The sequence below is a fragment of the Microbacterium galbum genome, assembly GCF_032464915.1.
Classification (GTDB): Bacteria; Actinomycetota; Actinomycetes; order Actinomycetales; family Microbacteriaceae; genus Microbacterium; species Microbacterium galbum.
The window spans coordinates 96,227-117,576 of sequence record NZ_JAWDIS010000001.1 but is presented as its reverse complement, the minus strand read 5'-3'; the positions used below and the strand labels follow the sequence as shown (position 1 = coordinate 117,576).

The following is a 21,350-nucleotide window of genomic DNA, read 5'->3' as shown; positions in this document are numbered from 1 at the left end:
CGGCGCCCCAGGACCCTGAGCCTGTCGATGGGTCCGGGACCTCGCGGCGGTTCCGCCCACCCGGCGCGCGGGACTCCGAGCCCCTCGAAGGGTCCTCCGGCGGCGGCCTCACCGACTCAGGTTCTCGTCACCTGCGTCTTCGCGCTCCTCACCCGCCACACCCGTGGCGTCACCGGACTCGACACGACGGACCCCGGGTCGATAGGTTCGAGTGTCTCGTCGGCCGTTTCCGCGCCCCGAACCGCGGTGTCCGGTGTCGACGAAATGAAGACACATCACGCATCACCATGGCCCGCGCGCGGTCGGTTCCCCCCGTTCGATCTGGACCGATCGGTTATGGTGAATATGAAGGAGAAGCCGTGGACGAGACCAGCCGATTCGATCGAGACGAGATCCGACGCGCGGCCGACGCCGTCGCCCGCGACAGCTCGCACGACACGACCCAGACCCACGACGCCGACCTGTCGTTCGTCCCCTTCGGAGCCGACCTCACCGAGGCCGAGCTCGAAGCGATCGGTGCGCTGCCCTCCGGGGCGGCGCTGCTGATCGTGCGGTCGGGTCCCACGACCGGTGCCCGGTACCTGCTCGACACCGACGTCACCACCGTCGGGCGTCATCCCGAGGCCGACCTGTTCTTCGACGACGTGACCGTGTCGCGTCGCCACGCCGAGATCATCCGCTCCGGTTCGGCGTTCGAGATCGTCGACCAGCGCTCGCTCAACGGCAGCTACGTCAACGGCGAGCGGGTCGACCGCTCCGCTCTCGTGAACGGCTCCGAGGTGCGCATCGGCAAGTTCCGCCTGAACTTCTTCGGTTCGCCGGTCGACCTGCCCGCGGCAGAGCACTGATGGCGGCAGCCCCCTCCCGTGGTCGTCAGGCGGCTGCGGGGCTGCTCAGCATCGGACAGGTGCTCGCGCGCCTGACCCCCGACTTCCCGGCGCTGACCTCGAGCAAGCTGCGCTTCCTCGAGGTGCAGGGCATCGTCTCGCCCACCCGCACCGAGTCGGGGTACCGCAAGTTCTCGCCGGCCGATCTCGAACGGCTGCGCCTCGCGTTGACGCTGCAACGCGATCACTATCTGCCGCTCGTCGTCATCCGCGAGTATCTCGAAGACCTCGACGCGGGGCGCAACCCCGCCCCGCCGACGTCGATCCCGTCGATGACCTCCGCGCCGCGCCGGTACCGCCGCGACGAGCTGCTCGCTGCCGCCGGAGCACGCCCGCAGCTCTTGAACGACGCCGTGAGCACGGGCGTGATCGCGGGGGCCGACACCTACTCCGAGCAGACCGTGACCCTGCTGCGCGCCCTCGTCGCCCTCGACCGTCACGGGATCGAGCCGCGGCACGTCCGCACGCTGCGCCAGAGTGCCGAACGCGAGGTGTCGCTCGTCGAATCCGCCCTCTCCGCGCTCCTGCGTCGTCCCGACGCCGCCTCCCGGGCCCGCGCGAGCGAGCTCGCGCCCGAACTCGCGGGCCGTCTCGATGAGGTGCGCACCCTGTTCGTGCGCGACGCGATCGAGCGAATGCTGTCCTGATCGCGACACGCCGCGGCCCTCGGAGCGGATGTCATTGCCGGGGGACCCGCGCTGATCTAGCGTGGAACCAACGAGCCGATGAGGAGGGACGCGAGCATGAACGCTGGCGATGCACTCGGTGAACCCCGGTTCGCCGCCGACCTCCTCTTCACCGACGGTCTGCCCGAGATGGATGACGAGACCGGCTACCGGGGCGCGGTCGCCGCGCGTGCCGCCGGCATCACGTACCGCCAGCTCGACTACTGGGCCCGCACCGAACTGGTCGTCCCCACCGTCCGTGGAGCCAGCGGCTCCGGCTCGCAGCGCCTCTACGGCTTCCGCGACATCCTCGTCCTGAAGCTCGTGAAGCGTCTGCTCGACACCGGCATCTCGCTGCAGCAGATCCGCACGGCCGTCGACCAGCTCCGTGCCGCCGGTATCCGCGACCTCGCGGGCACCACCCTCATGAGCGATGGAGCGTCGGTGTACCTCTGCACCTCGAACGACGAGGTCATCGACCTCGTCAGCCGCGGTCAGGGCGTCTTCGGCATTGCGGTCGGCAAGGTGCTCCGCGAAGTCGAGTCGACGCTCGTCGACTTCGAAGCCGCGACGCCCGAGGCCGTCGACGAGCTCGCCGCCCGTCGCGCCGCCCGCACCGCCTGAGGCACGCCCTTCCCGGACGCCTCGGCATCCGGGGCTTCGTCGCGCGGCCGCGGCAGCGACCCGACGCGCGGCCCGGACCCTTCGACAGGCTCAGGGTCCTCGCGTGCATACCGGCTGTTTCCCGGATTCGTCACGAGGCTCAGGGTTCTCGCGTCGGAGGTGGCTGAGCGTGCCGAAGCCGCCGGCGCCGGCGGAATTCTCGGCCCCTTCGACAGGCTCAGCGTTCTTGCGTCGGAGGTGGCTGAGCGTGCCGAAGCCACCGGTGCCGGCGGGGGTGCCGACTTCCGACGGCTCGGCGCCGAAAGGAAACGCCGCCCCGGCTGCACGGCAGCGGGACGGCGTCTCGAGAAGAGGTCAGGCCTGAGGGGCCTCGTTGTCGACCGGGATACGGCCCGTGCGTACGATGCGGTCGAGCAGCGCGTCGAAATCGGCGGCCAGCTCCTGCGCCGAGTCGCCCGGCCACACGTGCAGCGGCTTCGCGGCTCCCTGGGCCTGCTGCAGCGACGTCCGCTCGGGCAGCTGCGGGTTGAGCACGAGGGGGCCGAACATGTCGCGCAGCTCTTTGATGCGGAACTGGTGCTCGATCGACTGCGGGCGAACGCGGTTGACCACGACGCCGAGGGGTTGCAGACGAGGCGAGAGACCGCGGCGGATCTCCTCGATCGCGCGCAGCGCGCGGTCGGCGGCGGCGACGGAGAACAGTCCCGGCTCGGTCACGACGACCACGCGGTCGCTCGCGGCCCACGCGGTGCGCGTGAGGGCGTTCAGCGAGGGGGCGCAGTCGATGAGAACGAGGTCGTACTCGCTCTCGATCGTCGCGAGGGCCTCTTCGAGCTTCCAGACGTCACGGACGCTCGGGTGCGGCCCGTCGAAGTTGATGGCCGACGGGCTGCCGATCAGCACGTCGATGGTGCCGGGATGCACCTTCGCCCACCCGCTCGAGGTGATCGCCTGGCGGACGACCTTCTCTTTCGGGTTCGCCAGGACATCGGCGATGTTGAGCCGACCGGCGACCTGGATGTCCATCCCGGTCGACACGTCGGACTGGGGGTCGAGGTCGACGACGAGAGTGCGAACGCCACGCGCGAAGGCGGCCGAAGCCAGCCCCAGTGTCACGGTCGTCTTGCCGACCCCGCCTTTGAGAGAGCTGACGGAGAGTACGTGCACAAGAGTCCACGTTACCGTCCCCTAGGCTGTGAGCACATTCAGCCCCGCCAGCTTGACGTGAGGTGCGCATGTTCTCGAAAATCCTGGTCGCCAATCGCGGGGAGATCGCCATCCGCGCTTTCCGTGCCGCCTACGAGGTCGGAGCGCGCACCGTCGCGGTCTACCCGTATGAGGATCGGGCGTCGCTGCACCGGCTGAAGGCTGACGAGGCCTACCAGATCGGCGAGCGCGGTCACCCCGTACGTGCCTACCTCGACGTCGACGAGATCATCCGCGTCGCCAGGGAGTGCGGAGCGGATGCCATCTACCCCGGGTACGGCTTCCTCTCGGAGAACCCGGAGCTCGCCGAGAAGGCCGCGGCGAACGGCATCACCTTCATCGGCCCTCCCGCCGAGGTGTTGTCGATGGCCGGCAACAAGGTCACCGCCAAGGAGCACGCGATCGCAGCCGGCGTGCCGGTGCTGCGCTCGACCCCGGCGTCCGACGACATCGACGCCCTGCTGGCGCAGGCGGGGGAGATCGGCTTCCCCCTCTTCGCCAAGGCGGTCGCCGGCGGCGGCGGACGCGGCATGCGGCGCGTTGAGGCCATGGGCGAGCTCGCGCCGGCTCTGGCCGAGGCGATGCGCGAGGCGCAGAGCGCGTTCGGCGACCCGCGGATGTTCCTCGAGCAGGCCGTGCAGCGTCCACGTCACGTCGAGGTGCAGATCCTCGCGGATGCCACGGGCGAGACCGTTCATCTCTTCGAGCGCGACTGCTCGGTGCAGCGCCGCCACCAGAAGGTCATCGAGATCGCCCCGGCGCCGAACCTCGACGACGCCGTGCGGCGGGATCTCCACGGCTACGCCGTCGCCTTCGCCCGGTCGATCGGATACCAGAACGCGGGCACCGTCGAGTTCCTGCTCGAGACCGCGGGACCGCGCGCCGGCGAGGTCGTCTTCATCGAGATGAACCCCCGCATCCAGGTCGAGCACACCGTGACCGAGGAGGTCACCGACGTCGACCTCGTGCAGTCGCAGATGCGCATCGCCGCGGGGCAGACCCTCGCCGAGCTCCACCTGCAGCAGGACGACATCCAGTTGCGCGGCGCCGCGCTGCAGTGCCGCATCACCACGGAGGATCCCACGCAGGGCTTCCGCCCCGACACCGGCAAGATCACCACCTACCGCTCGCCCGGTGGAGCCGGCATCCGTCTCGACGGAGGCACGACCGCGGCGGGGTCGCAGGTGAGCCCGCACTTCGACTCGATGCTGTCGAAGCTCTCCTGCCGCGGACGTGACTTCCCCGCGGCCGTCGCGCGTGCCCGCCGGGCCCTCGCCGAATTCCGCATCCGTGGCGTCTCCACCAACATCCCGTTCCTGCAGGCCGTGCTCGATGACCCCGCGTTCGTTGCGGGGGATCTCAGCACATCGTTCATCGACGAACGCCCCGAGTTGCTGAAGGGCCGGGAGTCGAAGGACCGCGGCACGAAGATCCTGTCGTGGCTCGTCGACACGACGGTGAACCGCCCCCACGGCGACAACCCCCTCTCGATCGACCCCGGCGCCAAGCTCCCGCGGATCGATCTGACGGATGCCGCACCCGCGGGCTCGCGCCAGCGCCTGCGCGAGCTGGGTCCGGTGGGCTTCGCCCGTGCCCTGCGCGAGCAGACCGCCCTCGCCGTCACGGAGACGACCTTCCGCGACGCGCACCAGTCGCTGCTGGCCACGCGGGTCCGCACGCGGGATCTCGTCCGGGTCGCGCCCTACGTCGCTCGCATGACTCCTGAGCTGCTGTCGGTGGAGGCCTGGGGAGGTGCGACCTACGACGTCGCGCTGCGGTTCCTCGGCGAGGACCCCTGGGAGCGCCTCGACGCGCTGCGTCAGGCTCTTCCGAATGTCGCGATCCAGATGCTGCTGCGCGGCCGCAACACGGTGGGCTACACGCCGTACCCGACGGAGGTCACCGATGCCTTCGTGGCCGAGGCGGCGGCATCCGGGGTCGACATCTTCCGGATCTTCGACGCGCTCAACGACGTCTCGCAGATGCGGCCCGCGATCGACGCCGTCCTCTCGACCGGCACCGCCGTCGCCGAGGTCGCGCTCTGCTACACGGGCGACCTCCTCGACCCCTCGGAGCGTCTGTACACGCTCGACTACTACCTCGGCCTCGCCGAGCAGATCGTCGAGGCGGGCGCGCACATCCTCGCGATCAAGGACATGGCGGGACTGCTGCGTCCCGCCGCCGCGACGAAGCTCGTCACGGCTCTGCGCGAGCGCTTCGACCTCCCGGTGCACGTGCACACGCACGACACCGCGGGCGGACAGCTCGCGACTCTGCTTGCCGCCTCGGCGGCCGGAGCGGATGCCGTAGACGCGGCCGCCGCGCCGATGGCGGGAACGACGAGCCAGCCGTCGCTGTCGGCTCTGGTGGCCGCCCTCGCGCACACCGAGCGCGACACGGGTCTCGATCTCGCCGCCGTGAGCGACCTCGAGCCGTACTGGGAGGCGGTGCGTCATCTGTACCGCCCGTTCGAGTCGGGTCTCGCCGGCCCCACCGGACGGGTCTACCGGCACGAGATCCCGGGAGGGCAGTTGTCGAACCTCCGTCAGCAGGCCATCGCGCTCGGCCTGGCGGACGACTTCGAGCTGATCGAGGACATGTACGCGGCGGCCGATCGCATCCTGGGCCGTGTGCCCAAGGTGACGCCGTCGTCGAAAGTCGTGGGCGACCTGGCCCTGCACCTCGCCGCGGTCAAGGCCGACCCGGCCGACTTCGAGCGCAACCCGGAGAAGTACGACGTGCCCGACTCGGTCGTGTCGTTCATGGCCGGTGAGCTCGGCGACCTTCCGGGTGGGTGGCCCGAGCCGTTCCGGTCGAAGGTGCTGGCCGGGCGGGATGCCAAGACGGGGGTCACCCCGCTCACCGACGGCGACACCGCGGCGCTGGCGGGGGAGTCCGCCGAGCGGCGTGCGCGCCTGAACCACCTGCTGTTCCCCGCGCCGACGCGCACCTTCCGGGAGGTGCGCGAGCGCTTCGGCGACCTGAGCGTGCTCGACACCGCCGATTATCTGTACGGCTTGCGCCCGGGCGGGGAGCACACCGTCGAGATCGAGCGCGGGGTGCAGCTCTTCGTGGGGCTCGAGGCGGTGGGCGACGCCGACGACAAGGGCATGCGCACCGTCATGACGACGCTGAACGGCCAACTGCGTCCGGTCTTCGTACGCGACCGATCGATCGACGTCGAGGCGCGGCAGGCGGAGAAGGCGGATACGTCGAAGCCCGGCCAGGTGGCCGCGCCCTTCTCGGGTGTGGTGACGATGAAGGCCGCCCCCGGCGATCGGGTGCAGCAGGGTCAGGCGGTCGCGTCGATCGAGGCGATGAAGATGGAGGCGGCGATCACGGCACCGGTCGAGGGAGTGGTCGACCGTGTCGCGATCAGTACCACGCAGCAGGTGGAGGCGGGGGATCTTTTGCTGGTGATCCGCCCCGCGCAGTAGCCTGGGAGGGGGCGCTTTCGCGCCCTCTTCCCGTTTGGAGACTGCAGTGACCCCCGACCGCACCGACGCGAACCCCGACGAGAACGCCGAGCACGGCGTGCTCGACGAGAGCGGGAACCTCGACACGGCCAGCATCACGATCCTCGGTGGATACACCGCGCAGGTCAGTGTCGACCTGCCGGCGACCAGTGACGACGACGATCTCGACGACGACGTGATCGAGGACGAGATCCCCTTCGATGACGCCGACCTCGCCGCGCTGGACGATTCCTCCGCACCTCGCCGGCTCGCTTCCGAGACCCACGACGACGAGGTCGCCGCCGAGGTGGACGAGCTCGCGACGGACGAGATCATCCTCGAACCGCACCCCGACGACGCGCACCACGACGGCGCGCATGGAGACGAACCGCACCAGGACGCCGGATCGGCCGATGACGACGTGCACGACGCCGAGGTCGTGGGCGACGACCCCGAAGGCCCGTACGAGGCTCCGGCTGCCGACGGGTCGGGCGACGATGCGCGCGACGACGATCAGGATGCCGCGCCCGCGGAGCACGAGGGAGCCGGCCCCGTCGACGAGGGCGCACCCGAGCGCGACGCGGTGGAGCACGAGGCGGACGGCGAGGCGTCCCATGACGACGCCTCCGACGACGAGGGCGACGTCGAACGGGCCGAGTACGGCGACGACCGTCAGGACGATCTCGGTGGCGCCCCCGCGCACGACGACGTCGAGGACGTCGACGCGGAGGCATCGGTGACGGACGATGCCGGTGTCGAAGCAGGGGACGTCGACGCGACCACGCCGCGGGCTTCCGCCGATGAGCGGTCGCTCGACGAGCACCCCGACACCGCGCACGAGTCGCTCGAGACAGTTCCGGGGCCCGACGCTCCAGCGCCTGATGATGCGATCTCCGAGGTCGGCGCGACCCCCGACGAGGCGCCGGAGAACGCGGCCGCATCCGACGACCTGCACGACGTCGAGGTCGTCGACGACGTCGAGCTGTACGAGGCGGATGCCGCGGAGCCCTTCGATGAGGAGCCCTTCGACGAGCAGCCCCTCGACGAGGAACCCTTCGACGAGGAGCCGATCGAGGAGGGGTCGATCGGTGCCTCCGCCGAGCCGCTGACCCACGCTCCGTGGGTGCCGGAGACCGGTGTCTCCGCCTCGGCCGACGAGACCGACGACGAGGTCGTGGAGGCCGCGATCGACGACGACCACGACGACGAGGACGCATCGGACGCGGGCTCCGCCTCCGAGAGCGACGACCACGCGCGGGCGACCGATGACGCGGTGCTGCTCACCGCACGCGTCGCCGAGGAGCCGGCATCCGCTCCGACCGACGGCGCCCGGCCGCAGACCGGTGCGACCACCGTGCCGGCTCCGACGGTCCCAGCGGCGGCGGCCGCGGCGGCGGCTTCGCCGGCGACCCGTGCCGTCCCCACCGGCAGCGTCCCGACCACGCGCGCCGAGCGCGCCGCGACGGGGGTCATCGGCACCGTGCCGCTCACCCGCCGTCAGGCGCATCAGGCCGATGACGCCGCCCGCACCGCCGAGGAGGCCGCGCGGGTGGATCGCGCCCACGCCATGGAGCGCGTGCGCACCCCGGCGCCCGAGGTCGCGCTGACGTCCAAGCGCATCGGTCAGATCGACGACTCCCGCGAGAGCGCCGACCTGCTCACGGCCGACCGCCTGCTCGACCCGAAGCAGATCAGCCGTCCGGAGCCCGAGGGCCTGTGGCAGCAGCTGGTGTACTCGGCGTCGCGCCACCGCATCAACCTCGGCGACGGGCGCCGCGCCCGGCAGCGCAAGGAGCTGGACCGCCGCATCTCGGCCCCTCTCGCGGGCGGGGCGCGCTTCGTGCCCGTGCTCTCGCGCAAGGGCGGGGTCGGCAAGACCACCGTCACCTCGCTGCTCGGCATGGCCCTCGCCGACGCGCGCGACGATCGCATCATCGCCGTCGACGCGAACCCCGACCGCGGGACGCTCGCCGACCGTGTCGGCCGCCCCAACGGCCGCACCGTGCGCGACCTCGTGCGCGCGCACGACGAGATGGCCGGCTACAACGACGTCTCGTCGATCGTCGCCCGGGATGCCACCCGCCTCGACGTGCTGGCATCCGATGCGGATCCGCGTCAGTCGGAGGCCTTCAGCGACGACGACTACCGTCAGGTCGCCGACGTCGCCGCGCATTACTACTCGATCGTGCTCACCGACACGGGGACCGGCATCGTCCACTCCGTCATGGGGGCCACGCTCGAGCTCGCCGACACCCTCGTGATCGTGGCGGGACTCTCCGTCGACGAGGCGCGGCTGGCGTCCGAGACGCTGACGTGGCTCGAGACCAACGGCTACGCGGCGCGTGTGCGCGACGCCGTCGTGGTGTTGAACAACTCGCGTCCGGGCGCGCCGCTGGTGCGCGAGAGCGAGTTGGAGTCCCACTTCCGCTCGCGCGTGCGCACCGTCATCCGCATGCCCTACGACGCACGCATCGCCGCGGGCAGTGCGATCACGTTCCGCGACCTGCAGCCCGGCACGCGCCAGGCCGCGCGGGAGCTCGCCGCCGCCGTCGTCGAGGGCCTCCGCGCTCCGGTGGCCTCCGCATGAGCGTCCGTCCGATCCGCCTGTTCGGCGACCCGGTCCTGCGCGCCACGAGCGCTCCCATCGACGAGATCGACGACGGCGTGCGCGCCCTCGTCCAAGACCTGCTCGACACGGTCGAGCTGCCCGGGCGCGCGGGAGTCGCGGCTCCGCAGATCGGGGTCGGTCTGCGCGCGTTCAGCTACAACATCGACGGCGACATCGGGTACGTCATCAATCCCGTCCTCGTGGAGACACGCGGCGAGCCCCAGCCGGTGGGGGAGGGATGCCTCTCGGTGCCCGGTCTGTGGCACGACGCCATCCGCTACCCGTGGGCGAAGGTCGTCGGCATCGACCTCGACGGCCGGGAGGTCGTGCTCGAGGGTGAAGGGCTGCTCGCACAGGCGCTGCAGCACGAGACCGACCACCTCGACGGGATGCTCTATCTCTCGCGGCTGCCCGCCGAGACCCGCCGCGAGGCGATGCGTCAGGTGCGCGAGAGCGACTGGTTCTGACCCGCTGGCCCTGACACGAGAACAGGGGACGGCGCGAGGACAGGCCCCTTCGTCGCGGATTCCCCTGTTCCCGTGGCATGCCCTGTTCTCGGCGCAGCAGAACGGCCCGACCCCCGAGGGGGCCGGGCCGTTCGGCATTCCGGGTCTCAGGGGAGAGAGACGTTGGTCGTGTTCACCGGCACGGCGTAGATGTCCTCGATCGCGTCGGCGAAGTCGGCGACGATGACGTTGCGCTTGATGCTCATCTTGGGCGTCAGGTGGCCGCTCGCCTCGGTCCACTCCGTGGGCAGGATCGTGAACTTGCGGATCGACTCCGCGCGCGACACGCGGGTGTTCGCGCGGTCGATTGCGCCCTGCACCTCGGCGCGCACCTTCTCGTTCGTGCTCGCGTCCTGCAGCGACATGTCGGCGGGCAGGCCGTTGTTGGCGAGCCACGTCGGCAGCATCTCGGGATCCAGGGTGACGAGGGCGGCGATGAACGGCTTGTGGTCGCCGACGACCACGACCTGGCCCACGATCGGGTTCGCGCGGATGGGATCCTCGAGGGCGGCCGGAGCGACGTTCTTGCCGCCGGCCGTGACGATGATCTCCTTCTTGCGGCCCGTGATCGCGAGGAAGCCGTCGGCGTCGAAGGCGCCGATGTCGCCGGTCTTGAACCACTCGCCGTCGAAGGCCTCGGCCGTGGCATCCGGGTTCTGCCAGTACTCGCGGAAGACGTTGATGCCGCGCACCTGGATCTCGCCGTCATCGGCCAGGCGCACCCCGACACCGGGGAGCACCGGACCGACCGTGCCGATCTTCGACTTCGTCGCGAGGTTGACCGTGGCCGGGGCCGTCGTCTCGGTGAGTCCGTAGCCCTCGAGGATCACAACGCCGAGGCTGCGGAAGAAGTGCCCCAGTCGCGGTCCGAGCGGGGCCGATCCCGACACCGCGTAGACCACGCGTCCGCCCATGGCATCCCGGAGCTTGGAGTAGACCAGCTTGTCGAAGAGAGCGAACTTCAGCTTGAGGGGGAGGGAGATCTTCTTCCCCTCCTGCAGCCGCTGCGAGTGCTCGATCGCGACGTCGGCCGCGGCGCGGAAGATCTTGCCCTTGCCACCGGCCTCGGCCTTCTGCTCGGCGGAGTTGTAGACCTTCTCGAAGACCCGGGGCACGGCGAGCAGGAAGGTCGGCTGGAAGGTGCCGAGGGCGGGGAGCAGTTGCTTGGTGTCGGGCTGGTGCCCGGTCTTCACCCCCGCGTGCACGTTCAGCAGCGAGATGAAACGCGCGAAGACGTGGGCCGTGGTGATGAACAGCAGCGTCGAGGCGCCCGGCGTCTCGACGACCTCGTGCAGGGCCTTGGCGGAGTTGCGGGCGAGCTCGACGAAGTTGCTGTGCACGAGGACGCAGCCCTTGGGGCGTCCCGTCGACCCCGACGTGTAGATGAGGGTCGCGATGTCGGAGGCCTTCGCGAGGTGGCGGCGGCGCTCGACCTCTTCGTCGGTGATGTGCGTGCCGCCCGCGACGAGTGCGTCGAGGGCGCCCGTGTGCATCGCCCACACCTCGCGGACGAGCGGAAGGTCGCTGCGCACCTCGTCGAGGCGGTCGGAGTGCTCCGCGGACTCCACGACGACCGCGATGGCGCCGGAGTCCGACAGGATCCACGAGATCTGCGAGGGGGAGCTCGTCTCGTACACCGGCACCATGACGGCCCCGGCGTAGAAGAGCGCGAAGTCGACGAGCGTCCAGTCGTAGGTGGTGCGGGCGATGAAGCCGACCTTCTCTCCCGGTTGGACGCCGGCGGCGATGAAGCCCTTCGCCAGGGCGATGACCTGGCGCTCGAACTCGACCGCCGAGACGTCGCGCCATCCTCCGGCCTCGGGCACGGCGAACAGGGGCCGGTCGGGCGTCGCGCGGACGCGGTCGGCGAGCAGATCCGACGCGTTGGCGTCGGGATCGGCGGGGACGACAGGGGGGAGGTCGAACTGGATCACGGTAACTCCTTCGGCACCGGAAAGAACGTCGAGCGGTCCATCAGTCTATCCGCACGGCCTGCGCCGCCCCCGGAGCGAGGCGTCGTTCGCGCGCCGCCCGCCTTGGCTAGACTGCTCCGGGCCGCCCTCTCGGTGGGCCCGGAAGGGAGCGCGGTGCGCAACGTCGGCATCGATATCGGGGGAACGAAGATCGCCGGAGGCGTCGTCGACGACGACGGCACCATCATCGAGAAGCTCCGCGTCGACACCCCCATCGACCCCTCGGCCCTCGTGGATGCCGTGGTCGACATGGCCGATCATCTGCGCCGCGCGCACGAGGTGCACGCCATCGGCGTCGCCGCCGCCGGGTTCATCAGCCGCGACCGCAGCACCGTCATCTACGCCCCCAACATCGACTGGCGCGACGAACCCCTGCGCGCCCGCCTGGAGCAGCGCCTCGACGCCCCCGTGACGATCGAGAACGACGCGAACGCCGCCGGCTGGGGCGAGTACCGCTTCGGCGCGGGCCGGGGCGTGCGCGACATGGTCATGCTGACGATGGGCACGGGCGTCGGCGGTGCCGTCGTCACCGACGGCGAGCTGTTCCGCGGTGGTCACGGCATCGGCGCCGAGCTCGGTCACCTGCGCTTCGTCCGGGGCGGCCACCCGTGCGGCTGCGGACAGAACGGATGCCTCGAGCAGTACGCCTCGGGACGCGCGCTGCAGCGCGAGGCGAACACGATCGCCGACGAGGGCGGTATCGGTGCCGCGTTGGCGGCCGTCCGCGCGGAGAGGGGCGCCATTCCCGGACCCGCCGTCTCTCGCCTCGTGCTGGCGGGCGACCCCGGGGCGGTCGAGGCGCTCCGCCGCGTCGCGACCGCTCTCGGCGAGGCGTGCGGCGGTTTCCAGGCCGTGCTCGATCCCGAGGTCTTCGTGATCGGCGGGGGAGTGGCGCAGCTGGGCGCCGACCTGCTCGAACCGGTGAAGCTCGCGTACGAGACGTCGTTGCCGGGGTACGGTGAACGTCCGGTCGCCGAGTTCGCGATCGCGCGCCTGGGCAACGACGCCGGTCTCATCGGGGTCGCCGACCTCGCCGGGAAGGAGCGCTGACGATGTTCTACTGGCTCATGAAGTACGTGGTCATCGGACCGGTCATCAAGGCCGTGTTCCGCCCATGGATGGTGGGCCGGCGCAACATCCCGGCGGAGGGTGCGGCGATCCTCGCCAGCAACCACCTGTCGTTCTCGGATTCGATCTTCCTTCCGCTCATGATCGACCGCCGCATGGCGTTCCTCGCCAAGAGCGACTACTTCACCGGCAAGGGCCTCAAGGGCTGGGCCACCCGGATGTTCTTCCAGGCGACCGGCCAGCTGCCCATCGACCGGTCGGGAGGGAAGGCGTCGGAGGCGTCGCTGAACACGGGCCTCGGCGTCCTCGGGCGCGGTGAGCTGCTCGGGATCTACCCGGAGGGCACCCGCAGCCCCGACGGCACGCTGTACCGCGGACGCACGGGCATCGCGCGCATGGCGCTCGAGGCGCGCGTGCCGGTGGTCCCCGTGGTCATGGTCGACACCGGCGCGGTGATGCCGATCGGTCAGCGACTGCCGCGCGTGGGACGTGTGGGGATCGTCATCGGCGAACCGCTCGACTTCTCCCGTTTCGAGGGCATGGAGGGCGACCGGTACGTCCTGCGCTCGGTCACCGACGAGATCATGGTGGCCCTGCAGCGCCTCGGCGAGCAGCGCTACGAAGACGTCTACGCCTCCACCGTGAAGGACCGGCTGGCCAGTGCACAGGCGGCGAAGGCGCCGTCGTCGCGCCACTAGACTTCAGGGGTGAATCAGCAGCTCCACGACCTCGACCACTGGCGATCCCTGCCCATCAAGCAGCAGCCCCAGTGGTATGACGAGGGCGCGGTGGCGGCGGCATCCGCAGAGCTGGCGACCCTCCCGCCGCTGGTCTTCGCCGGCGAGGTCGACATCCTGCGCGATCGTCTCGCCCGTGCCGCCGCAGGCCAGGCGTTCCTGCTCCAGGGCGGTGACTGCGCCGAGACGTTCGCCGGCGCGACCGCCGAGCAGATCCGCAACCGCATCAAGACCGTGCTCCAGATGGCCGTCGTGCTCACCTACGGTGCGTCGATGCCCGTCGTCAAGATGGGCCGCATGGCCGGGCAGTTCGCCAAGCCCCGCTCGAGCGACACCGAGACGCGCGGCGACGTGACGCTGCCGGCCTACCGCGGCGACATCGTCAACGGCTACGACTTCACCGAGGAGTCCCGCAAGGCCGATCCCGCGCGCCTGCTCAAGGGCTACCACACGGCCGCGTCGACCCTGAACCTCATTCGGGCCTTCACGCAGGGCGGGTTCGCCGACCTCCGCGAGGTGCACAGCTGGAACAAGGGCTTCGCCTCCACTCCCGCCAACCAGGCGTACGAGAGCATGGCGACCGAGATCGACCGGGCGATCAAGTTCATGGAGGCGGCCGGCGCCGACTTCGACGAGCTGACGCGCGTGGAGTTCTACACCGGCCACGAGGGCCTGCTCATGGACTACGAGCGCCCCATGACCCGGATCGACTCGCGCACCGGCCTGCCCTACAACACCTCGTCGCACTTCCAGTGGATCGGCGAGCGCACGCGCGAGCTCGACGGCGCGCACGTCGACTACTTCTCGAAGATCCGCAACCCCATCGGCGTCAAGCTCGGCCCCACCACCACGGCCGAGACGGCGCTCGCGCTGATCGACAAGCTCGACCCCGAGCGCGAGCCGGGGCGCCTGACATTCATCACGCGCATGGGTGCGGGCAAGATCCGCGATGCCCTGCCCCCGCTCCTGGAGGCCGTCCGCGACTCCGGCGCCACCCCGCTGTGGGTCACCGATCCCATGCACGGCAACGGCATCACCACGCCCACCGGCTACAAGACGCGTCGCTTCGACGACGTCGTCGACGAGGTGCGCGGGTTCTTCGAGGCGCACCGCTCGGTGGGCACGCACCCCGGCGGCATCCACGTCGAACTCACCGGTGACGACGTCACCGAATGCCTGGGCGGCTCCGAGCAGATCGACGAGGCGACCCTCGCGACGCGCTACGAGAGCCTGTGCGACCCGCGTCTGAACCACCGTCAGAGTCTGGAGCTGGCCTTCCTCGTGGCGGAGGAGCTCGAGAAGCGCTGACCCGCGTGCCGCCTGCGAGATGCCCCCGACCCGTGCGGTCGGGGGCATCGTCGTTCCCGGGTTCCGGGTGCCGGATGCCGGGTTCCGGGTGCCGGGTGCCGCATGCCGGGTTCCGGGTGCCGGATGCCGGATGCCGGATGCCGGATGCCGGATGCCGGATGCGGGGTGAGGCGGAGGGCGGGTGGGATGGTGAAGCCCACGGCGGGTGGGCGTCGGATCTGCCCGCACGGTCGCGCGAGGTGTGCGATCGTGGCCCACGCGCCTCCGCCCCCTCGGCGGGGCCCGGGTGGGCGGCCTAGAGCGTCGGCGTCAGAGTGATCGTCGAGCCCTGCGGTGCGGTCGTCCCGGCCTTGGGGTTGGTCGCCCGCACCTTGTAGATGTCCCAGTACTTGAAGCCGAGGGGCAGGGTGCCGTCGTCGATGCCGGCGTTGACCTCGAACCCGAGCGCATCGAGTGCGGCGACCGCGTCGCGGATGGACATACCGACGATGTTGCCGGGGATCTCGACGGGCCTGGGGCCGATCGACATGCGCAACGGCACGGTGTCGCCGGGGCGCCAGTTGCCGCCACCGTCGCGGTCGCCGATGCCGATCACGACCCCGGAGGCCACGCTGTTGCTGTACTCCTCCGAGACGGAGGTCGACAGTCCCACGCCGTCGAGGGAGCGCTCGGCGGCGGACTGCGTCTCGCCCGTGACGTCGGGGATCGGACCGAGCGAGACGACGAGCGTGGCGGCGTCCCCTTCGTAGACCGTGCAGCCGTCGGTGCACGCGAAGGCGTCGCCGCCGGAACGGGGGACGATCGACGCGCTCAGTACGGTGCCGTCCGCCGAGTCGGTGAATTCGCGCGCGGGGTCGTCGCCGACCCCGACGAAGGCGGCCTCGAAGACGGCGCGCACCTCGTCGGCGGTGCGACCGCCGAGCGCGGGGATCTGATGGGTGGCGGGTCCGATGGAGACCAGCACGGTCACGACGGTGTTCTTGTCGAGCCGCTCGCCGGGGGCGGGGTCGGACCCGACGGTGGTTCCGGCCGGGATCTCGCGATCGTTCACGTCCTGCCGCTGCGCCTGCAATTGCTCCTGGACGAGGAGCGCCTGCGCCTCGTCGTAGCTGCGTCCCGAGACGTCGGGAACGCCGACCAGCGAGCCGGGGCCGGACCCGAAGTACCAGCCCGTGAGCCCGGCCCCGCCGGCCAGGAAAAGGACGAGGAGGAGGATCCAGACGCCGCGCGCGGTGCGGCGACGCGTGCGCGCGCGGAGGCGGGCGGCGTTGTCGGGCTCGTCGACCGTGGCCGACGGGACGGCTGCCGTCTGCGGAAGCACCTTGGTGAGTTCCCGCGACTCGGCGGGGGAGGCGGCGCCCGCCGTGCCGACCGAGACGGCCCGGGCGACTTGAGGGGCCAGGCCGAGGTCCTTCTCGATGGCGCGCAGGCGCTCGAGCATCGTCCCCGCATCGAGCGGACGGTCGTCGGGCTCGCGTTCGGTCGCCCACAGGACGAGTTCGTCGAGCTGCTCCGGCACCGCGGGGTTCTTCGCGCTCGGGCGCGGCACCGAGTCGGTGGCGTGCTGGTACGCGATCTGCATCGGCTGCTCGCCCTTGTACGGCTGCTCTCCGGCGAGCATCTCGTACAGCATGATGCCGAGCGAGTAGATGTCGCTGCGGGCATCGGCGGTGCCCCGCGTGACGAGTTCCGGAGCGAGGTACGCGATGGTCCCCATGAGCTGGGCGCCGCTGGCGGTGTTGGCCGTGGTCGCACGCGCGAGGCCGAAGTCGCCGATCTTGATGCGTCCGTCTTCGGCGAGGAGCACGTTCTCGGGCTTGACGTCGCGGTGGACGATGCCGGCGCGGTGAGCGGCCGCGAGCCCCGACAGGATGGCATCCATGATGGTCAGCGTCTGATCCACGGTGAGGCGACGGTGCTCGCGCAGGAGCTCGCGCAGCGTGATGCCGGGCAGGTACTCCATGACGAGGTAGGCCATCTCGCCGTCCTGGCCCTGGTCGAAGACGTTGACGACGTGCGGATCCGCCAGACGCGCAGCCGAGCGGGCCTCCTGGATGAACCGGCTCTGGAACACGGTGTCGTCGCTGAGGTGGCCGTGCATGACCTTCAGGGCGACCCGCCGCTCCAGACGCAGATCGGTCGCGACGTACACGGTTGCCATGCCGCCACGCGCGATACGCGCGCGCACCCGGTACCGGCCGTCGACGAGACGGCCGATCAGCGGGTCTGCCTGCTGACTCGTGCTCACACGACGAGTCTACGGACGGCCCCCTGTGAGCCCCGGGAGCGGCTCACCCCGACCTCATCCGAGAACGGCGAGCCAGACGGTCGCCGGCTGTTCCCATCGCGCGTAGCGATCGGGGTAGGCCGAGATCTGCACCGCCTGCGCGGCATCGGCGTACGCCAGGGACTCCCATCCCGGGATGTCGAGCAGGCCCCGCGTCGCCGTGCCGTTGGGGTCGCTCGCGCCGCCGTAGAACACCCGTGTCGAGCGCTCCCGGTCGAGGATCTGCTCGGCGGTGCCCCACCCGGTGCTGGGGCGCTGCTGGAAGAGACCGAGGGAGTCGCGGTCGCCCCAATCGAGGTTGCGCAGCCAGGACTCCTGCATCGCGGTGCCGAGGGCGATCAGGATGCCGCGGTCGGAGACCCCGAGTTCCCGTCCGACGCGGATGATGAGGCGCGCGTTCTCGCTCTGCTCGGCGTCCAGCTCCGCAGCGGCCACGGGTGCGACGGAGGCCGGGGCCGGGGTGGGGGCCGGAGCCGCGGTCGGAGCGGCCGCGGCGGAGGGGACCTGCAGCACGTCGCCCGGGTAGATGATCGACGCGCGGGTGAGGCCGTTCGCCGAGAGGACGGCGTCGACCGACACGCCGCCCGCGCGGGCGATGGCCGACACGGTGTCGCCGGGGCGCACCTCGTGCGTCGTCACGGCCGGTGCCGCGGGCGGGGCCGGCGCGGCCGGGGCAGGTACGGCGGTGAGGGCGAGCACCTGGCCGGGGCGGATCATCGCGTCGGCGCCGAGGCCGTTCACCGAACTCACCGCGGCGGGGTCGAGACCGTGCGCCCGGGCGATCGCCCACACGGTGTCGCCGGGCTGGACCGTGTACGTCGACGCGCTGACCGCGGCGGCGAGCGGAACGATCGGTCCGACGACGCGCGGCGCGGGAGGGGCGACGGTGAGCGCCGGAGAGGGAGGAGCGGCGTGCGCCGCGTTCTCTCCCGTCAGGGTGAGGGCGATGGTCCCGGCGACGGCGGCGGGCCACACCGCGGCGGTGGGCCAGGCGTTCGTGCGTCGAGCGGGCAGGGAGGACAGCGTGAGTCGTCGCATGGTGGGGGATCCGTTCTTCCGACTGCCCGCCACGGTGACACGGGCTGTGACGGATGTCAACGCGCGTGGTGCGTGTGACAGATGTGAAACCGGCAGCGTGACGCCCCACCGAGCGGGTTCCACCGCGCGGGATGAGATTATGGCAAGGTGACCGACACCTCCCGTTACCCGACCGACTGGCTGACGATCCCCGATCTGGTGGAACTCCTCGACGAGTCCCTGGGGCGCGTGCGCCGGCTCTTCGACGAGGACTACCTCGTGGGCTCGCGCCGCGACGGCGTGTTCAAGGTCCCCGCGGTGTTCATCGCCGAGGGGCGTCCGCTGCCGGCTCTGCGCGGCACGATCATCGTCCTGCACGACGCGGGCTTCGACCCCGACGAGACCATCGACTGGCTCCTCACCCCCGAGGAGACCATCGGAATGGCGCCCATCGAGGCGCTCCTGGCCGGTCGCAAGAGCGAGGTGCGGCGGGTCGCCGCGACCCTCGCCTGATCGCCTCCGGGCGCGCGCTGAGCCGGCCGGCGGGTTCGCACCGCCCCGTCGAGTCGTGCGTCCTCGCGCCGCCGCGTCGAGCCGTGCGTCCTCGCGCCGCCCCGTCGAGCCGTGCGTCCTCGCACCGCCCCGCCGAGCCGTGCGTCCTCGCGCGGTCCGTGTACCGGCTCAGGCCGTGCGGTGGGTGGCGGCCGTCGCGAGCGCGCGCAGTTCCACGACCGCCTCGGTGCCCAGCGGCGCGTCGGCGAGGGCGTCATCCGCTCGTCTGGCGTAGTCGGCGATGAGCTCCTCGGTGCGCGCGAGTGCGCCGGTGTCGACGATGGTGCGCTGCAGGATGCGAACCTGCTCGGCATCCAGGGCGGGATCCCCGAGCAGTGCATCGACGTCTCGACGGTCCTCGGCCGAGAGGCCTTCGCGGGCGTAGGCGACCAGGACCGTGCGCTTGCCCTCGCGCAGGTCGTCGCCGACCGGCTTGCCGGTCTCGGCGGTGTCACCGAACACTCCGAGCACGTCGTCGCGCAGCTGGAAGGCCATCCCCACGTCGTGGCCGAAACGGCCCAGTGCGCTCAGCTGCGCCTCGTCGGCACCCGCGAGGGCCGCGCCGATCTGCAGGGGTTGCTGGATGCTGTACCGCGCCGACTTGTACGAGGCGACCCGCAGCGCGCGGTCGGCGTGGGTGTCGTCGGGGTAGACGGTGTAGGCGGATTCTTCGGCCACGTCGAGGAACTGGCCGATCGTGACGTCGCGACGCATGTGCGCGTAGGCGCGTCGGGTCGCGGCGGCGGTCGGGGCGGCGGCGAGGCCCTCTTCGAGCAGGTCGTCGCTCCACGCGACGAGCAGGTCGCCCAGCAGGATCGCGCCGGACCGACCGAAGGCGTCGGAGTCGCCCGTCCACCCGGCTTCGCGGTGGCTGTTCTGCAGGGCGCGGTGCGCGGCCGGCTGCCCGCGGCGCGTGTCGGAGTTGTCCACCAGGTCGTCGTGCACGAGGGCGGCGGCGTGGAAGATCTCGAGCGCCGTCGCCACCGCGAGCGCGGCGGCGTCGAAGCGTCGCTCGCCGCCCGCGACGGAGTGCCATCCGGTCAGGCAGAACCGTGCCCGCAGCCGCTTGCCGCCCCGCAGCGCCGACGCCCCGGAACGGGTGAGCGTCTCGGCCTCCGGACCCAGGGCGGAGGCGTACGATAGCTGTTCGGAGAGGAACTTGTCGAGTCGCTGGGAAACAGCTTCGATCGGTTCCAGGGAGGTCGTCACGGGCCTAGCCTAGTGATCCACGCCGCACGTAGAATCGTTCGCACCACACCATAGAGGGGGATGCATGCCACTCTCCGAACAGGAGCAGCGCCTGCTTGATGAGATGGAGCGCCATCTCATGAGTAACGACACAGATGTCGTCTCCGCTCCCAGTCGCGCCCTCAGCTACCGCAACATCGTCCTCGGCTCGATCCTCGTCCTCGCCGGCCTCGGCGCCCTCGTGGTGGGTGTGTCGATCGGCTTCAACACGGGCTTCCTCGGCATCGCGGTCGGCGTCCTCGGCTTCCTCCTGATGGTGGGCGGTGTCGTCTTCGCCGTCACTCCGACGCGAGGCTCCGCCCCCCTCTCGAAGTCGGCGCCTAGGGCCCGCGCCCCTCGTGCCGCGGGATCGTCGTTCATGGATCGCATGAACGACCGGTGGGACCGCCGTCGCGAAGGCCCCTAAACTTCTGCACCGTTTGTAATAGCACCGGCTCCTCGGAGCCGGTGCTTTTTCGTGCGCCCGGCACCACCCGGCCCTGTTCCGCAGCGCCGCCGAACGGAGGCCTCCTGACGCCGCGCGTCCGTCGCGATGGAGGCGGCGGAATCCCTCCCTTCTCCTCCACCGTGGGCCGCGCGCGCGGGGTCTTCCGCGGAAAGACGCGGCATCGGCCCGGGTCGCGAAGCGCGGTGCACACAGTACACAAGGGAGCCCTCGCCCAGAAGACCCCTCTTTTCGATAGCAAAGTGGAGGACGGTGGAGTAAAGTGGGGGAAACTTCGCAGGCCGGACGAAGGGGGTGGACGCCCGAATGCTGCTCGGCACGCACACTCCCAAGCTCGACGACAAGGGGCGCGTCATCCTGCCCGCGAAGTTCCGTGACGATCTCGGGGCCGGAGTGGTGATCACCCGGGGGCAGGACCGCTGCCTCTACGTGTTCAGCACCGAGGAGTTCGAGCGCGTGCACGAGCGGATCCGCGAGGCGCCGCTCAGCAACAAGCAGGCCCGCGACTTCCTGCGCATGTTCCTCTCGGGGGCCAGCGCCGAGAAGCCAGACAGCCAGAACCGCATCACCGTCCCGCCGGCGCTGCGCACCTACGCCGGGCTCGGGCGCGAGCTCGTCGTCACAGGTGTCGGAGCGCACGCGGAGATCTGGGACGCGGAGGCGTGGAACTCCTACGCCGAGAGCAACGAAGAGACGTACGCCGAGATGGAGCAGGAGGTGATCCCGGGACTGTTCTGACCCTCCGGCTGTGATGCCCAGCCGCA

The 21,350-nt window shown here is 70.9% G+C and carries 17 protein-coding genes; 12 read left to right on the top strand and 5 right to left on the bottom strand.

Annotation, left to right across the window (positions count from 1 at the left end):
- Positions 1-359 precede the first annotated feature (359 nt).
- The 3 genes from RWH45_RS00600 (at position 360) to RWH45_RS00590 (ending at position 2,176) form a co-directional block, all read left to right on the top strand.
- A complete protein-coding gene (locus RWH45_RS00600; RefSeq protein ID WP_437127313.1) occupies positions 360-848 on the top strand; it encodes an FHA domain-containing protein in 489 nt (162 codons plus the stop codon).
- Complete coding sequence (gene ftsR / locus RWH45_RS00595) at positions 848-1,534, top strand: transcriptional regulator FtsR (RefSeq protein WP_315992999.1); 687 nt, start codon at positions 848-850, stop codon at positions 1,532-1,534. The genes RWH45_RS00600 and ftsR overlap by 1 nt, the downstream gene beginning before the upstream one ends.
- Before the next feature lie 96 nt (positions 1,535-1,630).
- Positions 1,631-2,176, top strand: a complete 546-nt coding sequence (locus RWH45_RS00590) for a MerR family transcriptional regulator (protein ID WP_315992998.1) — start codon at positions 1,631-1,633, stop codon at positions 2,174-2,176.
- A gap of 354 nt (positions 2,177-2,530) precedes the next feature.
- Here RWH45_RS00590 and RWH45_RS00585 read toward each other — a convergent pair whose 3' ends face one another.
- A complete protein-coding gene (locus tag RWH45_RS00585) occupies positions 2,531-3,343 on the bottom strand; it encodes a ParA family protein (protein WP_298875452.1) in 813 nt (270 codons plus the stop codon).
- Between the two features lie 68 nt (positions 3,344-3,411).
- Here RWH45_RS00585 and RWH45_RS00580 point away from each other — a divergent pair, with 68 nt between their 5' ends.
- The 3 genes from RWH45_RS00580 to def are packed head-to-tail and all read left to right on the top strand — an operon-like array spanning position 3,412 to position 9,912.
- A complete protein-coding gene (locus tag RWH45_RS00580; protein ID WP_315992997.1) occupies positions 3,412-6,819 on the top strand; it encodes a pyruvate carboxylase in 3,408 nt (1,135 codons plus the stop codon).
- Between the two features lie 46 nt (positions 6,820-6,865).
- Positions 6,866-9,424 (top strand): nucleotide-binding protein, encoded by a 2,559-nt coding sequence (locus RWH45_RS00575; protein WP_315992996.1) that lies wholly within the window; start codon positions 6,866-6,868, stop codon positions 9,422-9,424.
- The gene (def, locus tag RWH45_RS00570) at positions 9,421-9,912 is read left to right on the top strand and encodes a peptide deformylase (protein ID WP_315992995.1); all 492 of its coding nucleotides are present in this window, start codon (positions 9,421-9,423) and stop codon (positions 9,910-9,912) included. Before RWH45_RS00575 ends, def begins: the two co-directional genes overlap by 4 nt.
- Positions 9,913-10,058: 146 nt before the next feature.
- Here the strand turns inward: def and RWH45_RS00565 are convergent, their stop codons facing one another.
- On the bottom strand, positions 10,059-11,885 hold the full coding sequence (locus tag RWH45_RS00565) for an AMP-dependent synthetase/ligase (protein WP_315992994.1): 1,827 nt from the start codon (positions 11,883-11,885) through the stop codon (positions 10,059-10,061).
- A 153-nt stretch (positions 11,886-12,038) separates the two neighbouring features.
- Between RWH45_RS00565 and RWH45_RS00560 the strand changes: the two genes are divergently transcribed.
- Genes RWH45_RS00560 through RWH45_RS00550 form a run of 3 tightly spaced genes read left to right on the top strand, consistent with a single transcriptional unit; the run spans position 12,039 to position 15,037 of the window.
- Positions 12,039-12,974 (top strand): ROK family glucokinase, encoded by a 936-nt coding sequence (locus tag RWH45_RS00560; protein WP_315992993.1) that lies wholly within the window; start codon positions 12,039-12,041, stop codon positions 12,972-12,974.
- Positions 12,975-12,976: 2 nt separating this feature from the next.
- Entirely contained in the window at positions 12,977-13,690 is a 714-nt protein-coding gene (locus RWH45_RS00555; RefSeq protein ID WP_076674869.1) for a lysophospholipid acyltransferase family protein, read from the top strand.
- A 9-nt stretch (positions 13,691-13,699) separates the two neighbouring features.
- Positions 13,700-15,037 carry a class II 3-deoxy-7-phosphoheptulonate synthase gene (locus RWH45_RS00550; protein ID WP_298875462.1) on the top strand — a complete coding sequence of 446 codons (1,338 nt, stop codon included), beginning with the start codon at positions 13,700-13,702 and terminating at the stop codon, positions 15,035-15,037.
- Positions 15,038-15,332: 295 nt separating this feature from the next.
- Here RWH45_RS00550 and pknB read toward each other — a convergent pair whose 3' ends face one another.
- Together pknB and RWH45_RS00540 are read right to left on the bottom strand one after the other, a co-directional pair.
- Positions 15,333-17,285, bottom strand: coding sequence for a Stk1 family PASTA domain-containing Ser/Thr kinase (pknB, locus tag RWH45_RS00545; protein WP_315992992.1), 1,953 nt, complete (start codon positions 17,283-17,285; stop codon positions 15,333-15,335).
- Positions 17,286-17,339: 54 nt separating this feature from the next.
- Entirely contained in the window at positions 17,340-18,362 is a 1,023-nt protein-coding gene (locus RWH45_RS00540) for a lytic transglycosylase (protein ID WP_315992991.1), read from the bottom strand.
- A gap of 147 nt (positions 18,363-18,509) precedes the next feature.
- Between RWH45_RS00540 and RWH45_RS00535 the strand changes: the two genes are divergently transcribed.
- Positions 18,510-18,854, top strand: coding sequence for an Rv2175c family DNA-binding protein (locus tag RWH45_RS00535; protein WP_315992990.1), 345 nt, complete (start codon positions 18,510-18,512; stop codon positions 18,852-18,854).
- A 168-nt stretch (positions 18,855-19,022) separates the two neighbouring features.
- Here the strand turns inward: RWH45_RS00535 and RWH45_RS00530 are convergent, their stop codons facing one another.
- Positions 19,023-20,102 (bottom strand): polyprenyl synthetase family protein, encoded by a 1,080-nt coding sequence (locus RWH45_RS00530; RefSeq protein ID WP_315992989.1) that lies wholly within the window; start codon positions 20,100-20,102, stop codon positions 19,023-19,025.
- Positions 20,103-20,166: 64 nt separating this feature from the next.
- Between RWH45_RS00530 and RWH45_RS00525 the strand changes: the two genes are divergently transcribed.
- Together RWH45_RS00525 and mraZ are read left to right on the top strand one after the other, a co-directional pair.
- Positions 20,167-20,547: an SCO2097 family morphological protein gene (locus RWH45_RS00525; RefSeq protein WP_315992988.1), complete on the top strand. Its 381-nt coding sequence runs from the start codon at positions 20,167-20,169 to the stop codon at positions 20,545-20,547.
- Positions 20,548-20,892: 345 nt separating this feature from the next.
- The gene (gene mraZ, locus RWH45_RS00520) at positions 20,893-21,324 is read left to right on the top strand and encodes a division/cell wall cluster transcriptional repressor MraZ (RefSeq protein ID WP_056227713.1); all 432 of its coding nucleotides are present in this window, start codon (positions 20,893-20,895) and stop codon (positions 21,322-21,324) included.
- The last annotated feature ends 26 nt before the right edge of the window (positions 21,325-21,350 follow it).